Origin of the sequence: Clostridium sp. AF12-41 (assembly GCF_003461685.1) — a bacterium.
GTDB lineage: Bacteria > Bacillota > Clostridia > Lachnospirales > Lachnospiraceae > Otoolea > Otoolea fessa.
Genome location: NZ_QTXO01000001.1, coordinates 277,628 through 296,427 on the forward strand (window position 1 = coordinate 277,628; position 18,800 = coordinate 296,427).

15 protein-coding genes and 2 tRNA genes are annotated in these 18,800 nt (G+C 50.1%); 15 read left to right on the forward strand and 2 right to left on the reverse strand.

The features are described from left to right. Positions 1 to 167 precede the first annotated feature (167 nt). Positions 168 to 1,037, forward strand: coding sequence for a M15 family metallopeptidase (locus DWV73_RS01165; protein WP_117795210.1), 870 nt, complete (start codon positions 168 to 170; stop codon positions 1,035 to 1,037). Positions 1,038 to 1,265: 228 nt separating this feature from the next. On the opposite strand, the gene DWV73_RS01170 is transcribed toward DWV73_RS01165, so the two are convergent. After that, positions 1,266 to 1,336, reverse strand: a tRNA-Gly gene (locus DWV73_RS01170). Between the two features lie 328 nt (positions 1,337 to 1,664). Here DWV73_RS01170 and trkA point away from each other — a divergent pair. From trkA to DWV73_RS01190, 4 genes are all read left to right on the forward strand, one after another. Next, positions 1,665 to 3,023 (forward strand): Trk system potassium transporter TrkA, encoded by a 1,359-nt coding sequence (gene trkA, locus DWV73_RS01175; RefSeq protein ID WP_117795754.1) that lies wholly within the window; start codon positions 1,665 to 1,667, stop codon positions 3,021 to 3,023. 9 nt (positions 3,024 to 3,032) lie between these two features. After that, complete coding sequence (locus DWV73_RS01180; RefSeq protein ID WP_117795212.1) at positions 3,033 to 4,472, forward strand: TrkH family potassium uptake protein; 1,440 nt, start codon at positions 3,033 to 3,035, stop codon at positions 4,470 to 4,472. 15 nt (positions 4,473 to 4,487) lie between these two features. Next, complete coding sequence (locus tag DWV73_RS01185; protein ID WP_022359095.1) at positions 4,488 to 4,778, forward strand: hypothetical protein; 291 nt, start codon at positions 4,488 to 4,490, stop codon at positions 4,776 to 4,778. A 194-nt stretch (positions 4,779 to 4,972) separates the two neighbouring features. Beyond that, positions 4,973 to 5,197 (forward strand): hypothetical protein, encoded by a 225-nt coding sequence (locus DWV73_RS01190; protein WP_106999714.1) that lies wholly within the window; start codon positions 4,973 to 4,975, stop codon positions 5,195 to 5,197. Between the two features lie 113 nt (positions 5,198 to 5,310). On the opposite strand, the gene DWV73_RS01195 is transcribed toward DWV73_RS01190, so the two are convergent. After that, positions 5,311 to 5,384, reverse strand: a tRNA-Pro gene (locus DWV73_RS01195). A gap of 332 nt (positions 5,385 to 5,716) precedes the next feature. Between DWV73_RS01195 and DWV73_RS01200 the strand changes: the two genes are divergently transcribed. From DWV73_RS01200 to DWV73_RS01245, 10 genes are all read left to right on the forward strand, one after another. Next, on the forward strand, positions 5,717 to 6,493 hold the full coding sequence (locus DWV73_RS01200; RefSeq protein WP_022360199.1) for an HAD family hydrolase: 777 nt from the start codon (positions 5,717 to 5,719) through the stop codon (positions 6,491 to 6,493). Positions 6,494 to 6,735: 242 nt separating this feature from the next. Then, complete coding sequence (asnA, locus tag DWV73_RS01205; protein WP_022360200.1) at positions 6,736 to 7,746, forward strand: aspartate--ammonia ligase; 1,011 nt, start codon at positions 6,736 to 6,738, stop codon at positions 7,744 to 7,746. A gap of 151 nt (positions 7,747 to 7,897) precedes the next feature. Then, on the forward strand, positions 7,898 to 9,319 hold the full coding sequence (lpdA, locus tag DWV73_RS01210) for a dihydrolipoyl dehydrogenase (protein ID WP_117795214.1): 1,422 nt from the start codon (positions 7,898 to 7,900) through the stop codon (positions 9,317 to 9,319). Between the two features lie 25 nt (positions 9,320 to 9,344). Next, entirely contained in the window at positions 9,345 to 11,141 is a 1,797-nt protein-coding gene (locus DWV73_RS01215; RefSeq protein WP_117795217.1) for an aminopeptidase P family N-terminal domain-containing protein, read from the forward strand. 121 nt (positions 11,142 to 11,262) lie between these two features. Then, positions 11,263 to 12,540 carry a peptidoglycan-binding protein gene (locus DWV73_RS01220; protein ID WP_117795219.1) on the forward strand — a complete coding sequence of 426 codons (1,278 nt, stop codon included), beginning with the start codon at positions 11,263 to 11,265 and terminating at the stop codon, positions 12,538 to 12,540. 123 nt (positions 12,541 to 12,663) lie between these two features. Next, on the forward strand, positions 12,664 to 14,094 hold the full coding sequence (locus DWV73_RS01225) for an MATE family efflux transporter (RefSeq protein WP_117795221.1): 1,431 nt from the start codon (positions 12,664 to 12,666) through the stop codon (positions 14,092 to 14,094). A 199-nt stretch (positions 14,095 to 14,293) separates the two neighbouring features. Beyond that, complete coding sequence (locus DWV73_RS01230; protein ID WP_107000382.1) at positions 14,294 to 15,004, forward strand: Bax inhibitor-1/YccA family protein; 711 nt, start codon at positions 14,294 to 14,296, stop codon at positions 15,002 to 15,004. A 415-nt stretch (positions 15,005 to 15,419) separates the two neighbouring features. Continuing rightward, on the forward strand, positions 15,420 to 17,018 hold the full coding sequence (locus DWV73_RS01235) for a GH25 family lysozyme (RefSeq protein WP_242995689.1): 1,599 nt from the start codon (positions 15,420 to 15,422) through the stop codon (positions 17,016 to 17,018). 470 nt (positions 17,019 to 17,488) lie between these two features. Then, positions 17,489 to 17,671 (forward strand): hypothetical protein, encoded by a 183-nt coding sequence (locus tag DWV73_RS12820; protein WP_106999720.1) that lies wholly within the window; start codon positions 17,489 to 17,491, stop codon positions 17,669 to 17,671. Between the two features lie 310 nt (positions 17,672 to 17,981). Beyond that, positions 17,982 to 18,782: an OadG family transporter subunit gene (locus DWV73_RS01245; protein WP_022360206.1), complete on the forward strand. Its 801-nt coding sequence runs from the start codon at positions 17,982 to 17,984 to the stop codon at positions 18,780 to 18,782. The last annotated feature ends 18 nt before the right edge of the window (positions 18,783 to 18,800 follow it).

Here is an 18,800-nt window from a genome sequence, read left to right on the forward strand (position 1 = left end):
AAACCCCCAAGGAGTCGCGATCCTTGGGGGTTTTGTCGTTGCCTGTGATGGACAACTACTATCTCTTAGCCTATCGGCATTATAGTATATGCGAAAATTCTTTGCAAGATACCCCCGGAAAACAAAATGTCATATTTTTCATATCATAAAGAAAAGAGGACAAATCTATGAGAGATATCACATTATGTCATCCACGTCTCCAGCGCATTGCGTCCGCCTGGATCAAAGCCTGTGCGACCGAGGGTATCACAGTAGCCATCGGAGAGACACTGCGGACGGTGGCGGAGCAGGACGCTCTGTACGCGCAAGGACGTACCAAGCCTGGCAACATTGTAACCAATGCCAAAGGCAGTAGCTATAGCAGTCAGCATCAGTGGGGGATTGCCTTTGATTTTTATCTTAAGATGGATGTGGACGGCGATGGCAGCATGTCAGACGATGCCTACAATGACAGCACAGGTATGTTTAAAAAGGCCGCAGAGCTGGCAAAAGCTTTAGGACTTGCCTGGGGCGGAGACTGGCGTAGCATCGTAGACAAGCCACATCTTTATCTGCCGGACTGGGGCAGCGCCACCAACATTCTTAAACAGCGTTACGGCACCTTTGAGGCGTTTAAAAAGACCTGGCCTAAAATGGATGTAGCGCCAGTCAAAGCCGACAGCGATGCCGGAGCGGCGGATCTCAAGGACATCAAGAGCGGCGCACACGGCTTGAGCGTCACTGCATCCTCGCTCATCATCCGGACAGCTCCGGCAGGTGCTGGCTCTGGCAAGCGATACAGTAAGGATCAGCAGGTGCAGCCGATCCGGAAGTGTTTTGTCAGCGGAGCACCGTGGATCCAGACCGCGGACGGCTGGGTGTCTGGCAAGTATCTTACTGGCTGGGTGTGCCAGGACGGGCGCTGGTGGTATCTGCTGAGTGGGTACACCTACCGGCACGATGCAGTCTGCCAGATTGACGGGCAGGCGTATGCGTTTGATTCGGATGGCTGGATGATTACCGCAGATCGGATAGCAGAGGACGGACATATACGATAAAATATGATGAAAAACACAATATAAGCGCATAATAAGGGGCTGTCATTCCTTGAAAATAAAGGGAAAACAGCCCTTTTTTCGTGTGATATTTCGTGTGATATTTCCCCAGAAAAAGGGGTTCTTTATACTGAAATATGCTTTCGTGGTAGATGCTCCAAAAACACCAGAAACCCTTGTAAATAAAGGAAAAATCCAGCATTTACAAGGGTTTCCGCATCCATCAAAAAAAGCAGATAACGGGAATCGAACCCGCCTTTCCAGCTTGGGAAGCTAGCGTTCTACCGATGAACCATATCTGCAAATATATATTAAGTATACTGTTTTTTCTGAAAAAGTCAAGAAATTTATCTTGCCAAAAAGGGAGGAAAGTTACTGTACACGGGTAGGCACTTTTGGGATCGAAAGAGACAAATATATTCAAAACGCCCACAAAATGCCCTCTTAACACAATTTATATTTCAAAAACTCGCAGAAGGTGTTATAATAATTCGGTATGGATCAGGGCGCGGTTTTCAGGCACCCTTTTTCCGTCATAGGAAAGTGTTAAGGCACATTTTTTATTTTGTATATAAAATAGAGATTTTCTGTATCGGTATGGCGGATAAGCAGAAAATAACGGAGGAAACTATGGATATAATCATTATCGGATGCGGCAAGGTTGGTACGACGCTGGCGGAGCAGCTTGTCCGGGAGGATCACAATGTGGTGATGATCGATACGTCTGCGGAGCGAATGCAGCGGGTGTCAGATGATATTGATGCGATCAAGCTGGTGGGAAATGGTGCCAGCATTTCCATGCAGATCGAGGCAGGTGTGCAGACGGCGGACATGCTGATTGCCGTGACAGGGTCGGATGAGATGAACCTTCTCTGCTGCCTGATTGCGAGAAAAGTGGGACATTGCCACACGATTGCGCGTGTGCGGAATCCGATTTACAGCAACGAGCTTACCTTTATCAAGCAGCAGCTGGGAATTTCCATGATTATCAACCCGGAATATGCGGCGGCGACGGAGATTTCGAGAATTCTGCGCTTCCCGTCAGCGATCAAGATCGATCCATTTGCCAAGGGAAAGGTAGAGCTTTTGAAATTTAAGGTAAAACCGGAGTTTAAGCTGGACGGGCTTTCGGTCATGGATATTGACAGCCAATTCCGCTGCGATGTCCTGATCGGCGGTGTTGAGCGCGGCGATGAGGTGGCGATCCCGGATGGTAAATTTGTGATTAAAAACGGGGATATGGTGTCGATTATCGCTTCCCCGGCAAATTCGGCAGAATTTTTCCGCAAGATCGGCATCCAGACAAACCAGGTCAGAAATACGATGATTGTCGGAGGCGGTACGATTGCTTATTATCTGGCGAAACTTTTGGCTGCGATGAAGATCCGGGTTAAAATTGTGGAGAAAGATAAAGCGCGCTGCGAGGTTCTGACAGAGCTTCTGGACGATGCGTTGATCCTCAACGGTGACGGAACGGACCGGCAGCTTCTTCTGGAAGAGGGGCTGATGACGGCGGAGGCATTTGTCACTCTGACGAATATGGATGAGGAAAATGTATTCCTTGCGCTGTATGCGAAGGAAAATTCCAGCGCGAAGCTGGTGACAAAGGTTAATCGGATCGCCTTTGACGAGCTGATCAGCAAGCTGGATCTGGGAAGTCTGATTTATCCGAAATACATCACGGCGGACTACATTTTACAGTATGTGCGCGCGATGCAGAATACCATCGGCAGCAATGTGGAGACGTTGTACCATATTCTCGACAGCCGGGCGGAAGCGCTGGAGTTTGTGATCCGCGAGGAGTCGGAAGTGACGGGCATTCCGCTGATGAATCTGAATCTCAAGAACAACCTGCTGATCGGATGCATCAACCGCGGCGGCAATATCAAGATCGCGCGTGGACAGGACTGCATCCAGCAGGGCGATACAGTGATCGTCCTGACGAGTCAGAAAGGTCTGCGGGATATCCGCGACATCCTGAGAAAGTAGGCGGCATAGATGAATTATTCGATTGTATTTTATATCATAGGCTGGATCCTGAATTTTGAGGCGGCTTTTATGGTGCTTCCGACGGTAGTGGCACTGATTTACCGTGAGTCAGAGGTATGGTGTTTTCTGGCAACGATGGCAGTATGCCTGATGGTTGGTATGCTTCTGGTACGCCGGAAACCGAAAAATCAGATCTTTTATGTGGCGGAGAGCTTTGTGGCGGTTTCTCTAAGCTGGGTTTTACTCAGTGTGATGGGAGCAGTGCCGTTTGTATTAAGCGGCTATATTCCAAATCCGATCGATGCCTTGTTTGAGACGGTATCGGGCTTTACGACGACCGGTGCAAGTATTCTGAGCAATGTGGAGCAGCTGCCGAAATGCTTATTATTCTGGCGGAGTTTTACGCACTGGATCGGCGGTATGGGCGTTCTGGTATTCCTTCTGAGTGTCCTGCCGATGGTGGGCGGTTCCCATATGAATTTGATGAAGGCGGAAAGCCCAGGACCGATCGTGAGCCGTCTCGTTCCGAAGGTTCAGATGACGGCGAAGCTGTTATACCAGATTTATCTGGGAATGACGATTCTTGAGGCTGTGATTCTGATTCTTGGGAAAATGCCGATTTTCGACGCGATCACGATCACGGTCGGAACAGCAGGTACGGGTGGTTTTGCAATCCGGAATGATAGTCTGGCGAGCTACACGGCATTTCAGAAAAATGTCGTGACGGTGTTTATGATTCTGTTCGGAGTGAACTTTAACTTTTACTTCTTTCTGCTGATGCGGAAGATGGGACAGGCCTTTAAAATGCAGGAGGTCCGGGCATATTTTCTAATCATTGCATCGGCGATTGGCATCATTACAGTCAATACGGTAGCACTCTGCGGCAATGCACTGCAGGCATTCCAGGATGCGGCATTCCAGGTCGGTTCGATTATCACGACGACCGGTTATGCCACGGTGGATTTTGATAAATGGCCGCAGCTTTCAAGAACGATTATGGTACTTTTGATGTTTATCGGCGCCTGCGCGGGCAGTACAGGCGGCGGTATCAAGGTGTCGCGTGTTTTGATTCTGCTTAAATCGGTAAAAAAGGAACTGAAACAGTACCTGCACCCGAGTGCAGTGGAGAAGATCAAAATGGATGGAAAGATCGTGGAGCATGAGGTTGTGCGCTCGACGAATGTGTTTATGGTTGCGTATGTGCTCATTTTTACGGTATCTGTTCTGCTGATTTCTCTGGATGAATACGATCTGGTGACGAATTTTACGGCGGTTACGGCTACGTTTAATAATATCGGACCGGGTCTGGCGCTGGTCGGACCGACCGGAAACTTTGGATTTTTCAGTAATTTCTCAAAAGTGGTTCTGATTTTTGATATGCTGGCAGGACGTCTGGAGATTTTCCCGGTACTTCTGCTGTTTTCAAGGGAAACCTGGAAGCGGTTCTAGGGAAGGAGAATGCGGATGGATATACTGTTCTTTTTAACGGGGTGTCTGGGACTGGCAGAGACAATTGATTTGTTCTGCGGCAAAGATTTCCTGATTTTTATATCGGATTCGATCGATCCGAAGAAATATAACCTGAAAAAGGTGTATGCGGTTGAAAAATGGCTGTTTGCGATTGATACGCTGTCGCTGTTTGGCATGGCGTTTCATCTGGGCGGCGGTACGGGCGATCTGGTGCTGGCGGCAGTTGTGCTGGTGACACTGTTCGCACATGTGTATGTGTTTAAGAGCCGGAACTTCCGGGTGTAAGTAGATAAAAGTGGGCGTGATGTGTCTGGCATGCGCCCATTTTTGCTGCCATGATGCAGAGAAAATGGCTGGTGGCTTGTTTTGGGACAGATGCTTGAAACGGCTGACAGTGTGGCTTCCGGGGAAGTGGGACACACTTTGCGTTGACAGGCATATGATATAGTATCAATGAAAAATGAAAAGGAGATTATCATATGTGTTGGTCTTGGGGTAATGGTTGTGGACACTGCGGAGGATGCGGCGGCTGTGGAAATAATGGATGGGGCTGGAATAGCTGTGGAAATAACGGAAGAAATTCCTATCGGAGAGGTTTCAACGATGGTTATGCAATCGGCTATCGGGATGGCTATGATGCCGGAAGAGACAGCCAGTCTGGCTGCGGCTGCGGCAATAATGGCGGCTGTGGCTGCGGAAACTAGAGAGGGCGATTCAATTTGCACGAGGTGTGAACTGAGGGAAAGAAAGCCGGGCGGTGAGAGCTGCCCGGCTTTCTTCCCTTCAGTTATTAAGAACTCTAAGAATACGCTAAAAATCGGGGCAACAGGATTTGAACCTGCGACCTCTCGGCCCCCAGCCGAGCGCGCTACCAAGCTACGCCATACCCCGAAAATAAATCATAGCTGCACTTTGCCAAATTTTCAGCTGACATATACTGCCATTTGTTGAAGTATTATATGCGTATCATTATATCAAAATTACATCAAAAATCAACTATGACTTCTAAATTTTCGCTGCCGGATGTTTGTTTTTTGATGTAATTTTGATGGTTGAGTGGAATTTTACGAATCAATGGAATGGATCAATAGAATGAATATTTTCCCAATATTGACTCCAAATTTGAAAAATGGTATGATGAAAACGTGGATAATTAAAAGAAAAGGTCATAGCAGAGTCTTCGGCTGTGACCTTTTGTAGTAACCAACCCCAAGGAGAACATCATGATAAGTTTTGACCTCGACATGACCCTTTTAGACCACCGGACGGATCAGATCACACCGAGTGCGCTGGAGGCGATTGAAAAGCTGCGCCCGAAGTACAAGATTGTGCTGGCAACGGGGCGCGATATGGATAATTATTACAGTACATCGTACCGGGACATCGTCCGTCCGGATGCGATTGTACATATGAACGGGACGAAGATCACAGTGGGAGATAAGCTGCTGTTTGAGCACATCTTTGATCCGGAACTCCTGCGCCGGGTGCTGAGTTTCTGCGATGAAAAGGGATTCGGAATCGGCATGACGGTGGGGGATGAAGATTACTATATCCATCCGGAGATCATTGCGGCTAATGATATCCGCTTCTGGGGAAGCTGCGGGCGGCAGTTCCAGGATCCGTGGAAGATGCTCACGATGCCGGTCCGGACACTGGCGTTTGTCGGCAGCCGTGAACAGGTGAAGGAGATGGAACGGGAATTTCCGACCCTGAAATTGCCGATGTTTGCGAGCGGACATGGCGCGGATGTGGTCGAGAAAGGCAATTCCAAGGCGGACGGACTCCGCAGGCTGGCGGTGTATTTTGGAGAAAAAGAAGATCTCTCCGATACAGTGGCATTTGGCGACAGCATGAATGATATTGAGGTTGTGCAGGAAGCCGGCATCGGCGTGGCGATGGGAAATGCAGTGGATGCGCTTAAAAAAGTAGCCGATTACGTGACGGCACCGATCGGGGAAGATGGAATTTATAAAGCGTGCGAACACCTTCATTTATTTTAAAGAAGTTATTTTCCTATTTTACCTGTTCCCATTTTCCTATATAAATGATATAATAGCTACCAAACGGTTATTGTCCACAGGTGAGTTTCTTTGAGTAGAAATTCCATGCAGTACAATAACAAGAAATGACTTAAAAGGCGCGTGCCTGCAAGCTTTGACTAAAAGGATGAACTGCGGCTGCAGAAATCGGCAGTGCGGCAGGGAACCGGACACGCACCGGGAAAAAAGAGAGGATGTAACAGATGGAACATTTAATTACTCCGGCTGGTTATAAACCGGTATTGGATTTGAGAGAAACACAGGTTGCTATCAAGGAAATCAAGGACTTTTTTCAGAGAGAACTGGCAAAACAGCTCAATCTGACCCGTGTGTCCGCACCGCTTTTTGTACTGCCGGAATCTGGTCTGAACGATAACTTAAACGGCGTAGAGCGCCCGGTGTCCTTTGGAATTCTGGAGCAGAAAGATCGGAAGGCTGAGATTGTACATTCTCTCGCCAAATGGAAACGTCAGGCATTAAAAGAGTACGGATTTCAGGAAGGTGAAGGCCTTTACACCGACATGAGCGCGATCCGTCGTGATGAGGATACAGACAACATCCATTCCATTTATGTGGATCAGTGGGACTGGGAGAAGATCATCAGTAAAAAAGATCGTACCCGTGAGACACTGGAATCCATTGTCCGTTCGGTTTACAAGGCACTGAAAGTGACCGAGGACTATATGGCATATGAGTATGAGTACATTGGACGTTATCTTCCGGAAAATATCACATTTGTGACGACCCAGGAGCTGGAAGATATGTATCCGGATTGCACACCGAAGGAGCGCGAGTACAAGATTGCGAAGCTGCATGGTGCGGTATTTATTGAGCAGATTGGTGACAAGATGAAATCCGGTGAGAAGCACGATGGTCGTGCTCCGGACTATGATGACTGGAAATTAAACGGCGATATTCTGGTATATTATCCAGTTCTGGATATCGGACTGGAGCTTTCTTCCATGGGTATCCGCGTTGATGAGGATTCCCTGAAAGAGCAGCTGGTAAAGGCGGGATGTGAGGAACGCGCGGAGCTGCCATTCCAGAAAGCAGTTCTGGAGGGAGAGCTTCCGTATACAGTCGGCGGCGGTATCGGTCAGTCCCGTATCTGTATGTTCTTCCTGCGGAAAGCACATATCGGAGAGGTGCAGGCGTCGATCTGGCCGGACGGTGTGCGCGCAGAGGCAGAGGCTCACAACATTCATCTGCTGTAAAAATAAAATTGATGAAAAGCTGCCCGGGAAAGTGATTTTCTGCGGCAGTTTTTTGTGTAATAAGAAATTCATTAGAATTCCCTATTACACAAAAAGGCACATTCTTTTTATGTAATGGGAAGCCCATAGAATGAGAGGATAGGATATTTATATGGCGGATCATATCTATGATTTAATTATTATCGGTGCGGGACCGGCGGGATATACGGCAGCGCTGCGTGCGGCAGCGATGGGGATGGATGCAGTCCTGATCGAGAAAAAAGCGCTGGGCGGCTCATGCGTCAATACCGGCTGTATTCCTGCCAAGGCGCTTCTGCAGGCGACGGCAGTCTACCGGGATATGCTGAAAGCATTCCGGTTTGGCATCGTGGCGGAGAAGGTCAGCTTTGACTGGCGGCAGATGCAGATTTATAAAAATGAGTCCGTGGAATCATTCCGCTCAATGATTCAGGGAATGTTAGAAAAAGCGGAGGTGGAGATGATTCACGGCGATGCGCGCCTGCATGCGGATAATGTGGTGCGTGTGACGACCTCCAAAGGCGCATTGACGCTGAAAGGAAAAAATGTGATTCTGGCAACCGGTTCCAGCCCTGTGATTCCGGATATCCCGGGAATTGATCTGCCGCAGGTTATGACAAGCCGTGATATTCTGCGGATGGATGACTGGAATTTTGACTGTCTGACGGTCATCGGCGGCGGTGTCATCGGTGTGGAGATCGCGACGATCTTCGCGGCGCTCGGTTCCCGCGTAACGCTTTTGGAGCAGGCAAACCGTCTGCTGGAGTCGATGGATCCGATGATTTCCGAGCAGATGGAAGCAAATCTGCGTTCTAAGGGTATTGAAGTCCACTGCAATGTACAGGTCATGGAGATCAAGGATCGCGGCAACGACACGGTGTCGGTCAATTACCGTTGTGAGCGTGGCTGGAAGGAAAGCCCGGCGGACCGCGTGCTGGTGGCAGTCGGCAGACGCCCGAATATGTCGAAGGTTCTGGCGGACGATTGTCAGGTACAGCTGGAAAATGGGCGTCCGCTCATCAAGGGAACTTACCGCACGACGCAGGAAAATGTCTATGCGATCGGCGATACCGTGGCGCGGAAACGTCTTGCCCATGTGGCAGCGTCCCATGCGGCTTATCTGGTCGAAAACCTGGCGGGACGCGGACACCGGATGCAGCTTTCGGTCGTGCCGAACGGTATGTATGTCGTGCTTCCGGTTGTGCCGACCTGTATTTATACGGAGCCGGAGATTGCGGCGGTTGGATTTACGGAAAATGACGCCCGCCTTTATAATATGAAGATCAAGTGCGGTGTGGCATATATGACGGAAAATGGAAAAGCGCTTTTAGCGAGAAACAGCCGCGGTTTTGTGCGCCTGATTTTTGAGGCGTATACCAACACGCTGATCGGGGCGCAGATCATGTGTGCGCGTGCGACGGACATGATCGGAGAGATGGCAACGGCGATCGCCAATGGTCTTACGGCATATCAGCTCTCGACGGCGATGCGCGCGCATCCGACGTACAGTGAGGCGATCACGGAGGCGATCAAAGATGCGTTGAAAAATGGATAATAGAGAAACAACAGGAGGCAGAAAAATGGGACGTGAGGTTCGGGCGAAAATTGAACAGCTTCGCGAGAAGATGGCGGAGCGTGGAATGGACGCATATCTGATTCCGACATCGGATTTCCACGGATCGGAATACGTGAGCGGGTATTTCAAATGCCGGAAATATATGACAGGCTTTACCGGTTCGGCGGGAACGGCGGTCATTACGATGGAGGACGCAGGTCTCTGGACGGATGGCAGATACTTTGTGCAGGCGGCAGCAGAGCTTTCCGGCAGCGGGGTGGAACTTTACCGTTCCGGTCAGGAGGGCGTGCCGACGACGCTGGAATTTTTGAAAAAACATATGCCGGAACAGGGTGTTCTGGGTTTTGACGGCAGAGTGGTCGATACGGCAGAGGGCGAGCGCATCGCGAAAGCACTGTCCGGGAAAAAGGTACGCATTTCGGAGGGTGAGGATCTGGTTGGAAGCATCTGGGACGACCGCCCGGCGCTTCCGATGAACCCGGTTTGGATTCTGGAAGAGAACTATGCGGGAAAACCGGCGGAGGAGAAGATTGCAGATCTGCGCGGGGAGATGAAAAAGCGTCAGGCGACGGTGCATCTGCTGACGAGTCTTGATGATATCGCGTGGCTTTTAAATATCCGGGGTGATGACATTGTACATACGCCGGTTGTATTGTCCTACTTGATTGTGACAAAACAGGAATTATTCCTCTTTATTCATGAGAAGACGCTGAACGAAGAAGTACGTGCCTATCTGCATGGACTGGGCGTTCGGATCATGCCATATGAGGCGGTATACCAGATTGCATCCGCATTCCGCTATGAGCGCGTTTTATTGGAAAAGTCGAAGATCAATTACCGTCTGTTCCGGTGCCTGGATGCGAGCGTGAAAGTGATCGAGGCGATGAATCCGACGGCAGCGGCAAAAGCAGTCAAAAATCCAGTGGAACAGGAAAATATGCGCCGTGTGCATGTGCAGGACGGTCTGGTATTGACCCGTTTCCTGCGCTGGGTGAAGGAACATGCAGGCGAAAAAGGACTGGACGAGTGGACCGCAGGGGAATATCTGGATAAGCTGCGCCTGGAACAAAAAAACTGCCTGGATATGAGCTTTACGACGATCTCTGCGTGGGGACCGAATGCGGCGATGTGCCATTATACGGCGTCTGAGACAGAGAAGAGTAGTGTACCGAAGAAGGGGCTGTATCTGGTCGATTCCGGCGGACAGTATTATGAGGGAACGACGGATGTGACGCGTACCATCGCGGTCGGACCGATCACGCAGGAAGAAAAACGCTGCTGTACGCTGGTGGCGTGCTCGATGCTGCGTCTGCTGGATGCGAAGTTTATGTATGGCTGCCGCGGTATCAATCTGGACTATATTGCGCGCGAACTCCTGTGGAAAAACGGCCTGGATTTCAACCATGGAACAGGGCATGGTGTCGGCTATCTGGGCTGTGTGCATGAGCGCCCGAATTCCATCCGATGGAGGCTGCTCACATCGCCCGCTGAAAATGCGGTTCTGGAGGAAGGCATGGTTACCTCTGATGAGCCGGGTCTTTATCTGGAAGGAAAATTTGGCATCCGGACGGAGAATCTGATGCTCTGTGTGAAAGATGTGAAGAATGAATTTGGTCAGTTCATGAAATTTGAAAATCTGACCTGGGTTCCGATTGATCTGGACACGATCGATGTATCGCTGATGGAAGGGCGTGACCGCGAGCTTTTGAACGCGTACCACAAGGGCGTGTTTAAGAAGCTGTCTCCGTATATGACGGAGGAAGAGAAAGCATGGCTGACAGAGGCGACGCGAGCGATTTAGAGGAGAAAAATAAGAAAGATACGGCAGTAAAACATTAAAAAGCGGTTAAAAACCGGCATAGATAAAAGATGCCGGATATAAACTGTAAATGACCATGTAAAATAAATGTGAGGCTGCGTGTATGCGCTATCATTTGTTCGACCGTGTTCGAATCTGTGAGACAACTGGAATGCAGGACGGCTATCTGAGGATCGATGTGGTAAACCGTGAAAACAATTTCCCGATTGAGGGAGCAGAGGTTTCGGTCAGCTATGGCAATTCAGGACAGACGCAGGAAGTGCTTAGAACCAATTTATCCGGGCAGACGGAGGAGATTGCGGTAGCGGCGCCTCCTGCGTTGCTTTCACTGGAAGAACAGAACCGGGAAAAGCCGTATGCGGATTATACGGTGGAAGTGAGGGCAGAGGGCTATGAGCCGGTGAAGGTAAAAGGAACGGAGGTGCTGGCGGGCGTGCTGGCAGTCCAGCCGATCCGGATGATTCCGCTTCCGGCTCAGACCGGAGCGGAGGAGAATATCCAGATTCCGGACCATACCTTATATGGTTCCTATCCGCCCAAGATTGCCGAAGATGAGGTAAAACCGGTGCAGGAGAGCGGCGAGATCGTGCTGAGCCGCGTGGTGGTACCGCAGACGATCGTCGTGCATGACGGCGTACCGACCAATGCCTCCGCAAAAGATTACTATGTGTCATACCGGGATTATATCAAAAACGTGGCGTCGAGCGAGATCTACGCGACCTGGCCGCGCAGCACGATCGTCGCCAATGTGCTTGCGATCATGTCATTTACACTGAACCGGGTGTATACGGAGTGGTATCGGAACCAGGGCTACGATTTTACAATCACTTCCTCAACGGCATTCGATCACAAGTGGATTTACGGGCGTGATATTTTCGAGCCGATCTCAGAGGTGGTGGACGACATTTTTGACAACTATCTGTCCCGCCCCGGTGTGCGGCAGCCGATTCTGACACAGTACTGCGATGGGCGGCGGGTGTCCTGCCCGGGCTGGATGACCCAGTGGGGTTCGTGCAGTCTGGGAGAACAGGGATACAGCGCGATCGAGATATTGCGGCGCTTCTATGGAAATAGTATTTACATCAACACTGCGGAACAGATATCAGGAATCCCGATCTCTTATCCGGGGGAACCGCTTAAAGTGGGGTCCAGCGGCGATAAGGTGCGGCAGCTGCAGCAGCAGCTTGACGCGGTGGCGACTGTGTATACAGCGATCCCGCGGGTTACGCCGGACGGGATCTACGGACCCGGAACGGAGGCATCCGTACGGGCGTTCCAGTCGGTGTTTGGACTTCCGCAGACGGGCGTGGTCGATTTTGCTACCTGGTACAAGATTTCTCATATCTATGTGGGGATCTCGCGGATTGCGGAGCTGAATTGAGTTGGAAATGGGATTTGCGGGAGAAGAATAACGAAAAGACATATGAATTCCTATAGGTGAAATATCTGTGAGCAGGATGCATACAGGAAACAGAGACAAAGAACATAAGAGGGGGTGGATTGGATGAAAGATACCAGACGGGAAGAGGGAGTCAGACAAACCGGGGAGACTGGCCGGGCAAATGCGATCACAGAGGGAGTGATCTGGAAACAGCTTCTGCTATTTTTCTTCCCGATTTTATTTGGAACTTTTTTTCAGCAGCTCTATAATACGGCAGATGCGGTGGTAGTAGGCCGTTTTGTCGGAAAGGAAGCGCTGGCGGCGGTCGGCGGAAGCACATCGATGCTTACGAACCTGCTGGTTGGCTTTTTTGTAGGACTTTCTTCGGGTGCGACAGTTATCATCGCCCAGTTTTACGGGGCGGGACGCGGTCAGCGGGTCAGCGAGGCAGTCCACACGGCGATTGCCTTTTCGCTGTTGTGCGGTATCCTTATGACGGTTGGCGGACTCCTTTTTTCCGACACGGCGCTTCGCCTGATGGGGACGCCGGAGGATATCATGGACAATGCAAGCGGGTATCTGCACATTTATTTTGTCGGAATCACGGCGAACCTCTTATATAATATGGGTGCCGGAATCCTGCGGGCAATCGGTGATTCTAAAAGACCGTTCTATTTCCTTGTGATCAGCTGTTTTACAAACATTGCGCTCGATCTGTTGTTTGTAGTAGGACTTCGGATGGGCGTGCGTGGTGCGGCGGTGGCGACGATCCTTTCCCAGGTGGTCAGCGCGTGTCTGGTATTGGGAACGCTGATGCGTGCGGATGGCTCGTACCGGTTTGAGATCCGGAAAACGCGGATCACACCGGTGATTCTGGTGCGGATCATACGGATTGGATTTCCAGCTGGACTCCAGTCGGTTATGTATTCCTTTTCCAACCTCGTGATCCAGAGCAGCGTCAATGCACTGGGAACAGACACGGTGGCGGCGTGGGCTGCATATGGAAAGATCGACAGCACTTACTGGATGATCATTAATGCGCTGGGGATCTCCATCACGACCTTTGTCGGACAAAATTACGGCGCGGGGCGGCTGGACCGTGTGAAACGCAGCGTGTACGTCTGCCTGGGAATTTCCTGTATTATCACGGTGGGGCTGAGCACGATCCTGTATCTGACGGGCGGCTATATTTATCTGTTGTTCACAACGGATGCAGAGGTAATCGCGATCGGCATGAAGATTCTTCACTTCCTGGTGCCGGCATTTGTGACATACCTCTGTATTGAGATTTATTCCGGCGCACTGCGCGGTGTGGGAGACTGCTGGATTCCGATGATTATGACGGCGCTGGGCGTGTGCGTCCTGCGGGTTGTCTGGATCCTGATCGCTGTTCCGATCCGCCCGGATATCCTGACAGTGGTATTCAGCTATCCGCTGACCTGGACGATCACAACGGTTCTCTTTAATATTTATTATTATTTTTTCAGTGCGCTGAAAAAATGGAATGTGCCGCTTCCGTGGAAGAAAAAGAGGCGGGAGCTTCATAACCTGTAAACAGTTATGCATGGTTTCGAAAATGATTGACAAAACGGGGTGGTACTGGATTTTTTTCAGAAAGTGTGATATTCTTATGTTACAAAAGATAGGTGACAGTGTTTCTTCCTGGATGGATGCCGCGCAAGCGGCAGATAAAACGGAGATTCGAAACAGAGGGCAGAGGCACTTGCCGCTGGTCAGAAAGAGAGGCAGAATTATGGGCTATGAACCAATGAATGAGTCCTGGCAGATGGCGGGGGAACGCCATGAGACACTGGGACAGTATGTGGCGAAGACATATTTATGGATGTTTGCAGGGCTTCTTGTGACATTTGGCATCGCATTAGCCGGATACGTGACGGGAGCGATTTTGTATGTATTTCAGGTTCCGTATGCGACCCTCGCATTGACGGGACTGGAGCTTTTGACGGTGATCTGGCTGAGTGCCCGGATTCACAAGTTATCGGTGGGAGCGGCGAGAGGGCTGTTTCTATTCTATGCAGCTTTAAACGGCGTTGTTTTCTCGATGTATTTCCTGATCTTCGGTGTTGTGGAGATGGTGTTTGTATTTGCGGCGACCGCGCTGTTCTTCGGAATGATGGCGGGCGTCAGCCTGATCTTCAAGCTGGACTTGAGCGGAATCCGTCCATTGCTCGTTGGCGGACTGCTGTTTCTGATTCTCTTTGGTCTGCTTTCAATGTTTTTAAATCTAGGCAGCTTTGAGACAGTGCTCTGCTATGCCGGTATCGTGGTATTCTTAGGCTTTACCGCTTATGATACAACCAAGATCCGGGATAATTACCAGATTTTCTCCGCGGATCCGGAGCTGCTTCAGAAAGCATCGGTATTCTCAGCGCTGCAGCTGTATCTCGATTTTATCAACCTGTTTCTGTACATTATCCGCCTGATGAACCGGAATCGGAAATAGGAAAAAATCTTTCAGGAGAACAGAAGTTCCTTTGGAGGAATAAAGAAAAGTGGAATTTTGCGGAAAACTGAATATGCAAAAATGAAATGCCGGAACGGGGGAAAGCTTTGTTCCGGCATTATTGTGTTTTTCTGCTTGAAAATCCTGTTTTTGGCATGGACGGCTTCATTCTTTTAGCAGAAAGGGAAGCATTCTGTAATAAATTTGACAGATTTTATTTAAAGTTTCTCTATTGAAGTGGATGGGGAGTATCTGTTAAACTAGGTTATAATAGGAAATGTTCTGCTGTTGGTTACACAGTGTGTGGATGAACCATATTTGTTTCGCATATGCCCCCGCCGGATCAGGCGGGGAAATGTATATAAATGGTGAACAGACAACAGGTATAAAAGGATAATCAAGGAGGTTTTTTGGCATGAATCGGAATAGAATGAACAAAAAAAGGATGGGGCGCGCGCGTGTGCTTTCACGGGCAGCGGCTGGCATGCTGGCAGCAGCGCTGTGTTTTCAGCCGATGACAGCGCTGGCAGGACCGGCGGGAGATTCTTCTCTTACATCGTCATCCTCGAATGCGGGGCCGGGCGGCGGTTCGGGCAGCTCCAATTCGGGAAGTACAGGCAGCTCTGGCGGTTCGACTTCTGTTTCCAATGGGGGTGTGAGCGCGGTCACATCGGGGCTTGGCGTGTACCGGGTGACGGAGAATGAGGGGATCGGTGCGATTGCGCGCGGCGTGGATGTGTCCTACTGGCAGCAGAATGTAAATTGGAGCCAGGTGGCATCGGATAATGTACAGTTTGCGATGCTGGCAACCCGGTTCCGCGGTAATGTGGATCCGTTTTTCGCTATGAACGCGGCAAATGCGAGCCAGGCAGGGCTGCGGCTGGGCGCGTACATTTATTCGTATGCGACTTCGGTCGAAATGGCGCAGCAGGAGGCGGATTTTGTCCTGAATCTTATCAAGGATTATCCTATCTCCTTCCCGGTTGTCTTTGATGCCGAGGATGCTAATACGCTGGGAACCCTGACGCAGTCTCAGGTCAGCGATGTGATCAACGCGTTCTGTAAGCGGATTCAGGATGCAGGATATTATCCGATGGTCTATGCAAATGAATACTGGATTGCCAATAAGATCGATATGTCGAAGATTTCGTATGATATATGGGTGGCAAAATACCAGCAGAAGTATACATATTCAAAGACCTCGATGTGGCAGGCGTCCAACACCGGTTCGGTCAAGGGCGTGAACGGCAATGTGGATATTGATTATCTGTATAAAGATTATACGCAGATCATTCCGGGCAATACCTGGCGGACGATCGCGGGGAACCGTTACTATTATCAGAACCATGTGATGCAGAAAGCGGCGTGGATCAACGATGGTCAGAATTGGTACTATATGAATGCGGCGGGCAATCCGTCTAAAGGATGGCTGGAGCTTTCGGGCAAAAAGTATTATTTGGAGGCGGACGGTCATATGATTACCGGCTGGAAGACGCTGGACGGCGGCTGGCGTTACTTTGACGCATCCGGCGAACAGGCGACGGGCTGGCGTGCGGTCGATGGAAACTGGTATTTCATGGCGGACAATGGTCTGATGCAGACCGGCTGGCTGGAGACGGGCGGCAAGAAATATTATCTGAACGCATCCGGCGCGATGCAGGCGGGCTGGCAGAACCTGGGCGGAAGCTGGTATTACTTTGACGGCTCCGGCGCCATGACGACGGGCTGGCAGGCAGTCGGCGGAAAGTGGTATTACATGAATGAGTCCGGCGTGATGCGGACCGGCTGGCTGGATCTTGGCGGTAAGAAATATTACCTGGATGCCAGCGGCGCGATGTACGCAGGTATTACGTTCGAGATGGATGGAAATACCTGGCAGGCAGCGGCAGACGGAAGCTGCACGGTAGTTCTGCCGGAGGAGAATGCGGCGGGAAATGGCGGTTCGACGGATGGACAGACTCCGATAACCGGAAGCCAGTCACCGGTGCAGCCGTCCGGTCCGGCAGGGGTATAATATAAATATGATTTGAACCAGTACCCAGATATTGGAGCTGATTCAGTTAAAAAAATGAAAAAGTAAACAAATTCGAACGGAAATAACTTGCTTTTTTGCCGACCTCATTATACAATGTTAAACAGGCAAAAAAATGGACTTGCTTATGGGATGGAGGAAACCAGCATAAGTAATCTGGCATAACATGACGTTTCAAACTGCTATATCAACTGTATGTGCAAGATAAGCTGCGGCTGTTCCGGTGCGGATTTGACGAAAGATGCGAGGCTCTTCTGGCTGCAAATTAGGAAGAGCCTCGGTATGCGTTATATCGGCAAAAGCGCAGAATCGGGATGGCGGGCACAGAAGTAGTGCGAAAGCGGGGCGTTTGTCAGCAGGAAACTGTGAAAGCAGTGGTTCGCAGGCAGACAGCTGCGCTAAGACGCAGGCAGGGAAAGGTCGGAGAATGCAGATTCCGGATTTAGTACTGCATGGAAGCAGCGTGTTTTTACATATTGTATAATGATTATATAATCAGAACCGTCGGCGGAGTTGTAGTGCTAAAAAAGGGATGTCAGTGCGGCTGGCTGCCGGAATCATTTCCGGAAACAGGGATGAGGGCAGTGTTTGTCATCAGTCAGGCACCGGACAGCGCTTATGTGAGAATCGAATAACAAGTCAGTGGTACAGATGTTTATGTATGCATGGCTATTAAAGTCGGATTCGCATAGACGGAAGTGCATGCCATTTATGTATGCAGAGGAGAGTGTACAATCCTCTGCTGCCGCAGCGTGTCAGATGGAGAATTCCCGGAGTGGATGACAAGCTCTGGAAATTTTGCAAAAACACCTGCAAACACAGATAGGTGGGAAGTATCACGGATGGCGCCATGAAAGAAACATGGATGCTGTCAGGATATGATTCACGAAGAAAGAGGGACGTCCATCAAAGCATGGAACGATCTAATTACGAGGTGACACATTTATGAAACAGAATATGAAAAGAATGCTGCTTGTACTTTGCATGGCAGTCTGCTTTTTCGCTCTGTCCGCCTGTGGTAGCGCTTCTGAAGAAGCGGTAGAGCCGATTTCTCCGGAGATCGAGCAGACCATGAGCGATGGCGCTAAGAGCTATCTGGAGCAGTTCGCCAGCTACAGTGACGAAGATCTGGCAGCACAGCTGAAACAGGCTGAGAAGCAGAAAAACACAGTCATTGAGTCTGCAATTTCTTCCTGGACCAGTTCTAAGGACGATTTAGGCAAGATGGGTGAGATTCAGAGCGTGACCGTAGAGCGCGCCGATGATGACAGCTACACAGCAGTTGTTCAGGCTTCCTTTGAGAAGAGAAACTTGACTTTCTCCCTGACCGCTGAGGAGAGCGTAAGCAGCTACGGCGGTACTTCTCTGGTACCGACTGAGTTATCCTTTGTTGTAAACTACAGCTTCGGTGAGAAGATGGAGAAGGCAGCATTAAATACCCTGATGGGTATGGGTACCGTATTCCTGGTACTGATCTTCATCAGTTTAATTATCAGCAGCTTCAAGAAGGTTAACGAGATTGAGGCAAATGTAAAGGCTAAAAAAGCAGGAGCAGAGGCACCGGCAGCAGCACCGGCACCTGTACAGACTGCAGCACCGGCAGCAGCGCCGGCACGTACCGCAGCACCAGCAGCAGGCAATGCGGCAAACGATGGAGAACTGGTAGCAGTTATCACTGCAGCGATCGCAGCAGCAACCGGCGTACCGGCAGACAGCGTAAATATCCGCTCCATTACACGTAAATAATCATCGATAAAATCTGGA

Bases quoted from the DNA above. Each gene is read 5' to 3' on its own strand.
- DWV73_RS01165 (WP_117795210.1), top strand. From the start codon at position 168: ATGAGAGATATCACATTATGTCATCCACGTCTCCAGCGCATTGCGTCC.
- trkA (WP_117795754.1), top strand. From the start codon at position 1,665: ATGGATATAATCATTATCGGATGCGGCAAGGTTGGTACGACGCTGGCG.
- DWV73_RS01180 (WP_117795212.1), top strand. From the start codon at position 3,033: ATGAATTATTCGATTGTATTTTATATCATAGGCTGGATCCTGAATTTT.
- DWV73_RS01185 (WP_022359095.1), top strand. From the start codon at position 4,488: ATGGATATACTGTTCTTTTTAACGGGGTGTCTGGGACTGGCAGAGACA.
- DWV73_RS01190 (WP_106999714.1), top strand. From the start codon at position 4,973: ATGTGTTGGTCTTGGGGTAATGGTTGTGGACACTGCGGAGGATGCGGC.
- DWV73_RS01200 (WP_022360199.1), top strand. From the start codon at position 5,717: ATGATAAGTTTTGACCTCGACATGACCCTTTTAGACCACCGGACGGAT.
- asnA (WP_022360200.1), top strand. From the start codon at position 6,736: ATGGAACATTTAATTACTCCGGCTGGTTATAAACCGGTATTGGATTTG.
- lpdA (WP_117795214.1), top strand. From the start codon at position 7,898: ATGGCGGATCATATCTATGATTTAATTATTATCGGTGCGGGACCGGCG.
- DWV73_RS01215 (WP_117795217.1), top strand. From the start codon at position 9,345: ATGGGACGTGAGGTTCGGGCGAAAATTGAACAGCTTCGCGAGAAGATG.
- DWV73_RS01220 (WP_117795219.1), top strand. From the start codon at position 11,263: ATGCGCTATCATTTGTTCGACCGTGTTCGAATCTGTGAGACAACTGGA.
- DWV73_RS01225 (WP_117795221.1), top strand. From the start codon at position 12,664: ATGAAAGATACCAGACGGGAAGAGGGAGTCAGACAAACCGGGGAGACT.
- DWV73_RS01230 (WP_107000382.1), top strand. From the start codon at position 14,294: ATGGGCTATGAACCAATGAATGAGTCCTGGCAGATGGCGGGGGAACGC.
- DWV73_RS01235 (WP_242995689.1), top strand. From the start codon at position 15,420: ATGAATCGGAATAGAATGAACAAAAAAAGGATGGGGCGCGCGCGTGTG.
- DWV73_RS12820 (WP_106999720.1), top strand. From the start codon at position 17,489: ATGGAAGCAGCGTGTTTTTACATATTGTATAATGATTATATAATCAGA.
- DWV73_RS01245 (WP_022360206.1), top strand. From the start codon at position 17,982: ATGAAACAGAATATGAAAAGAATGCTGCTTGTACTTTGCATGGCAGTC.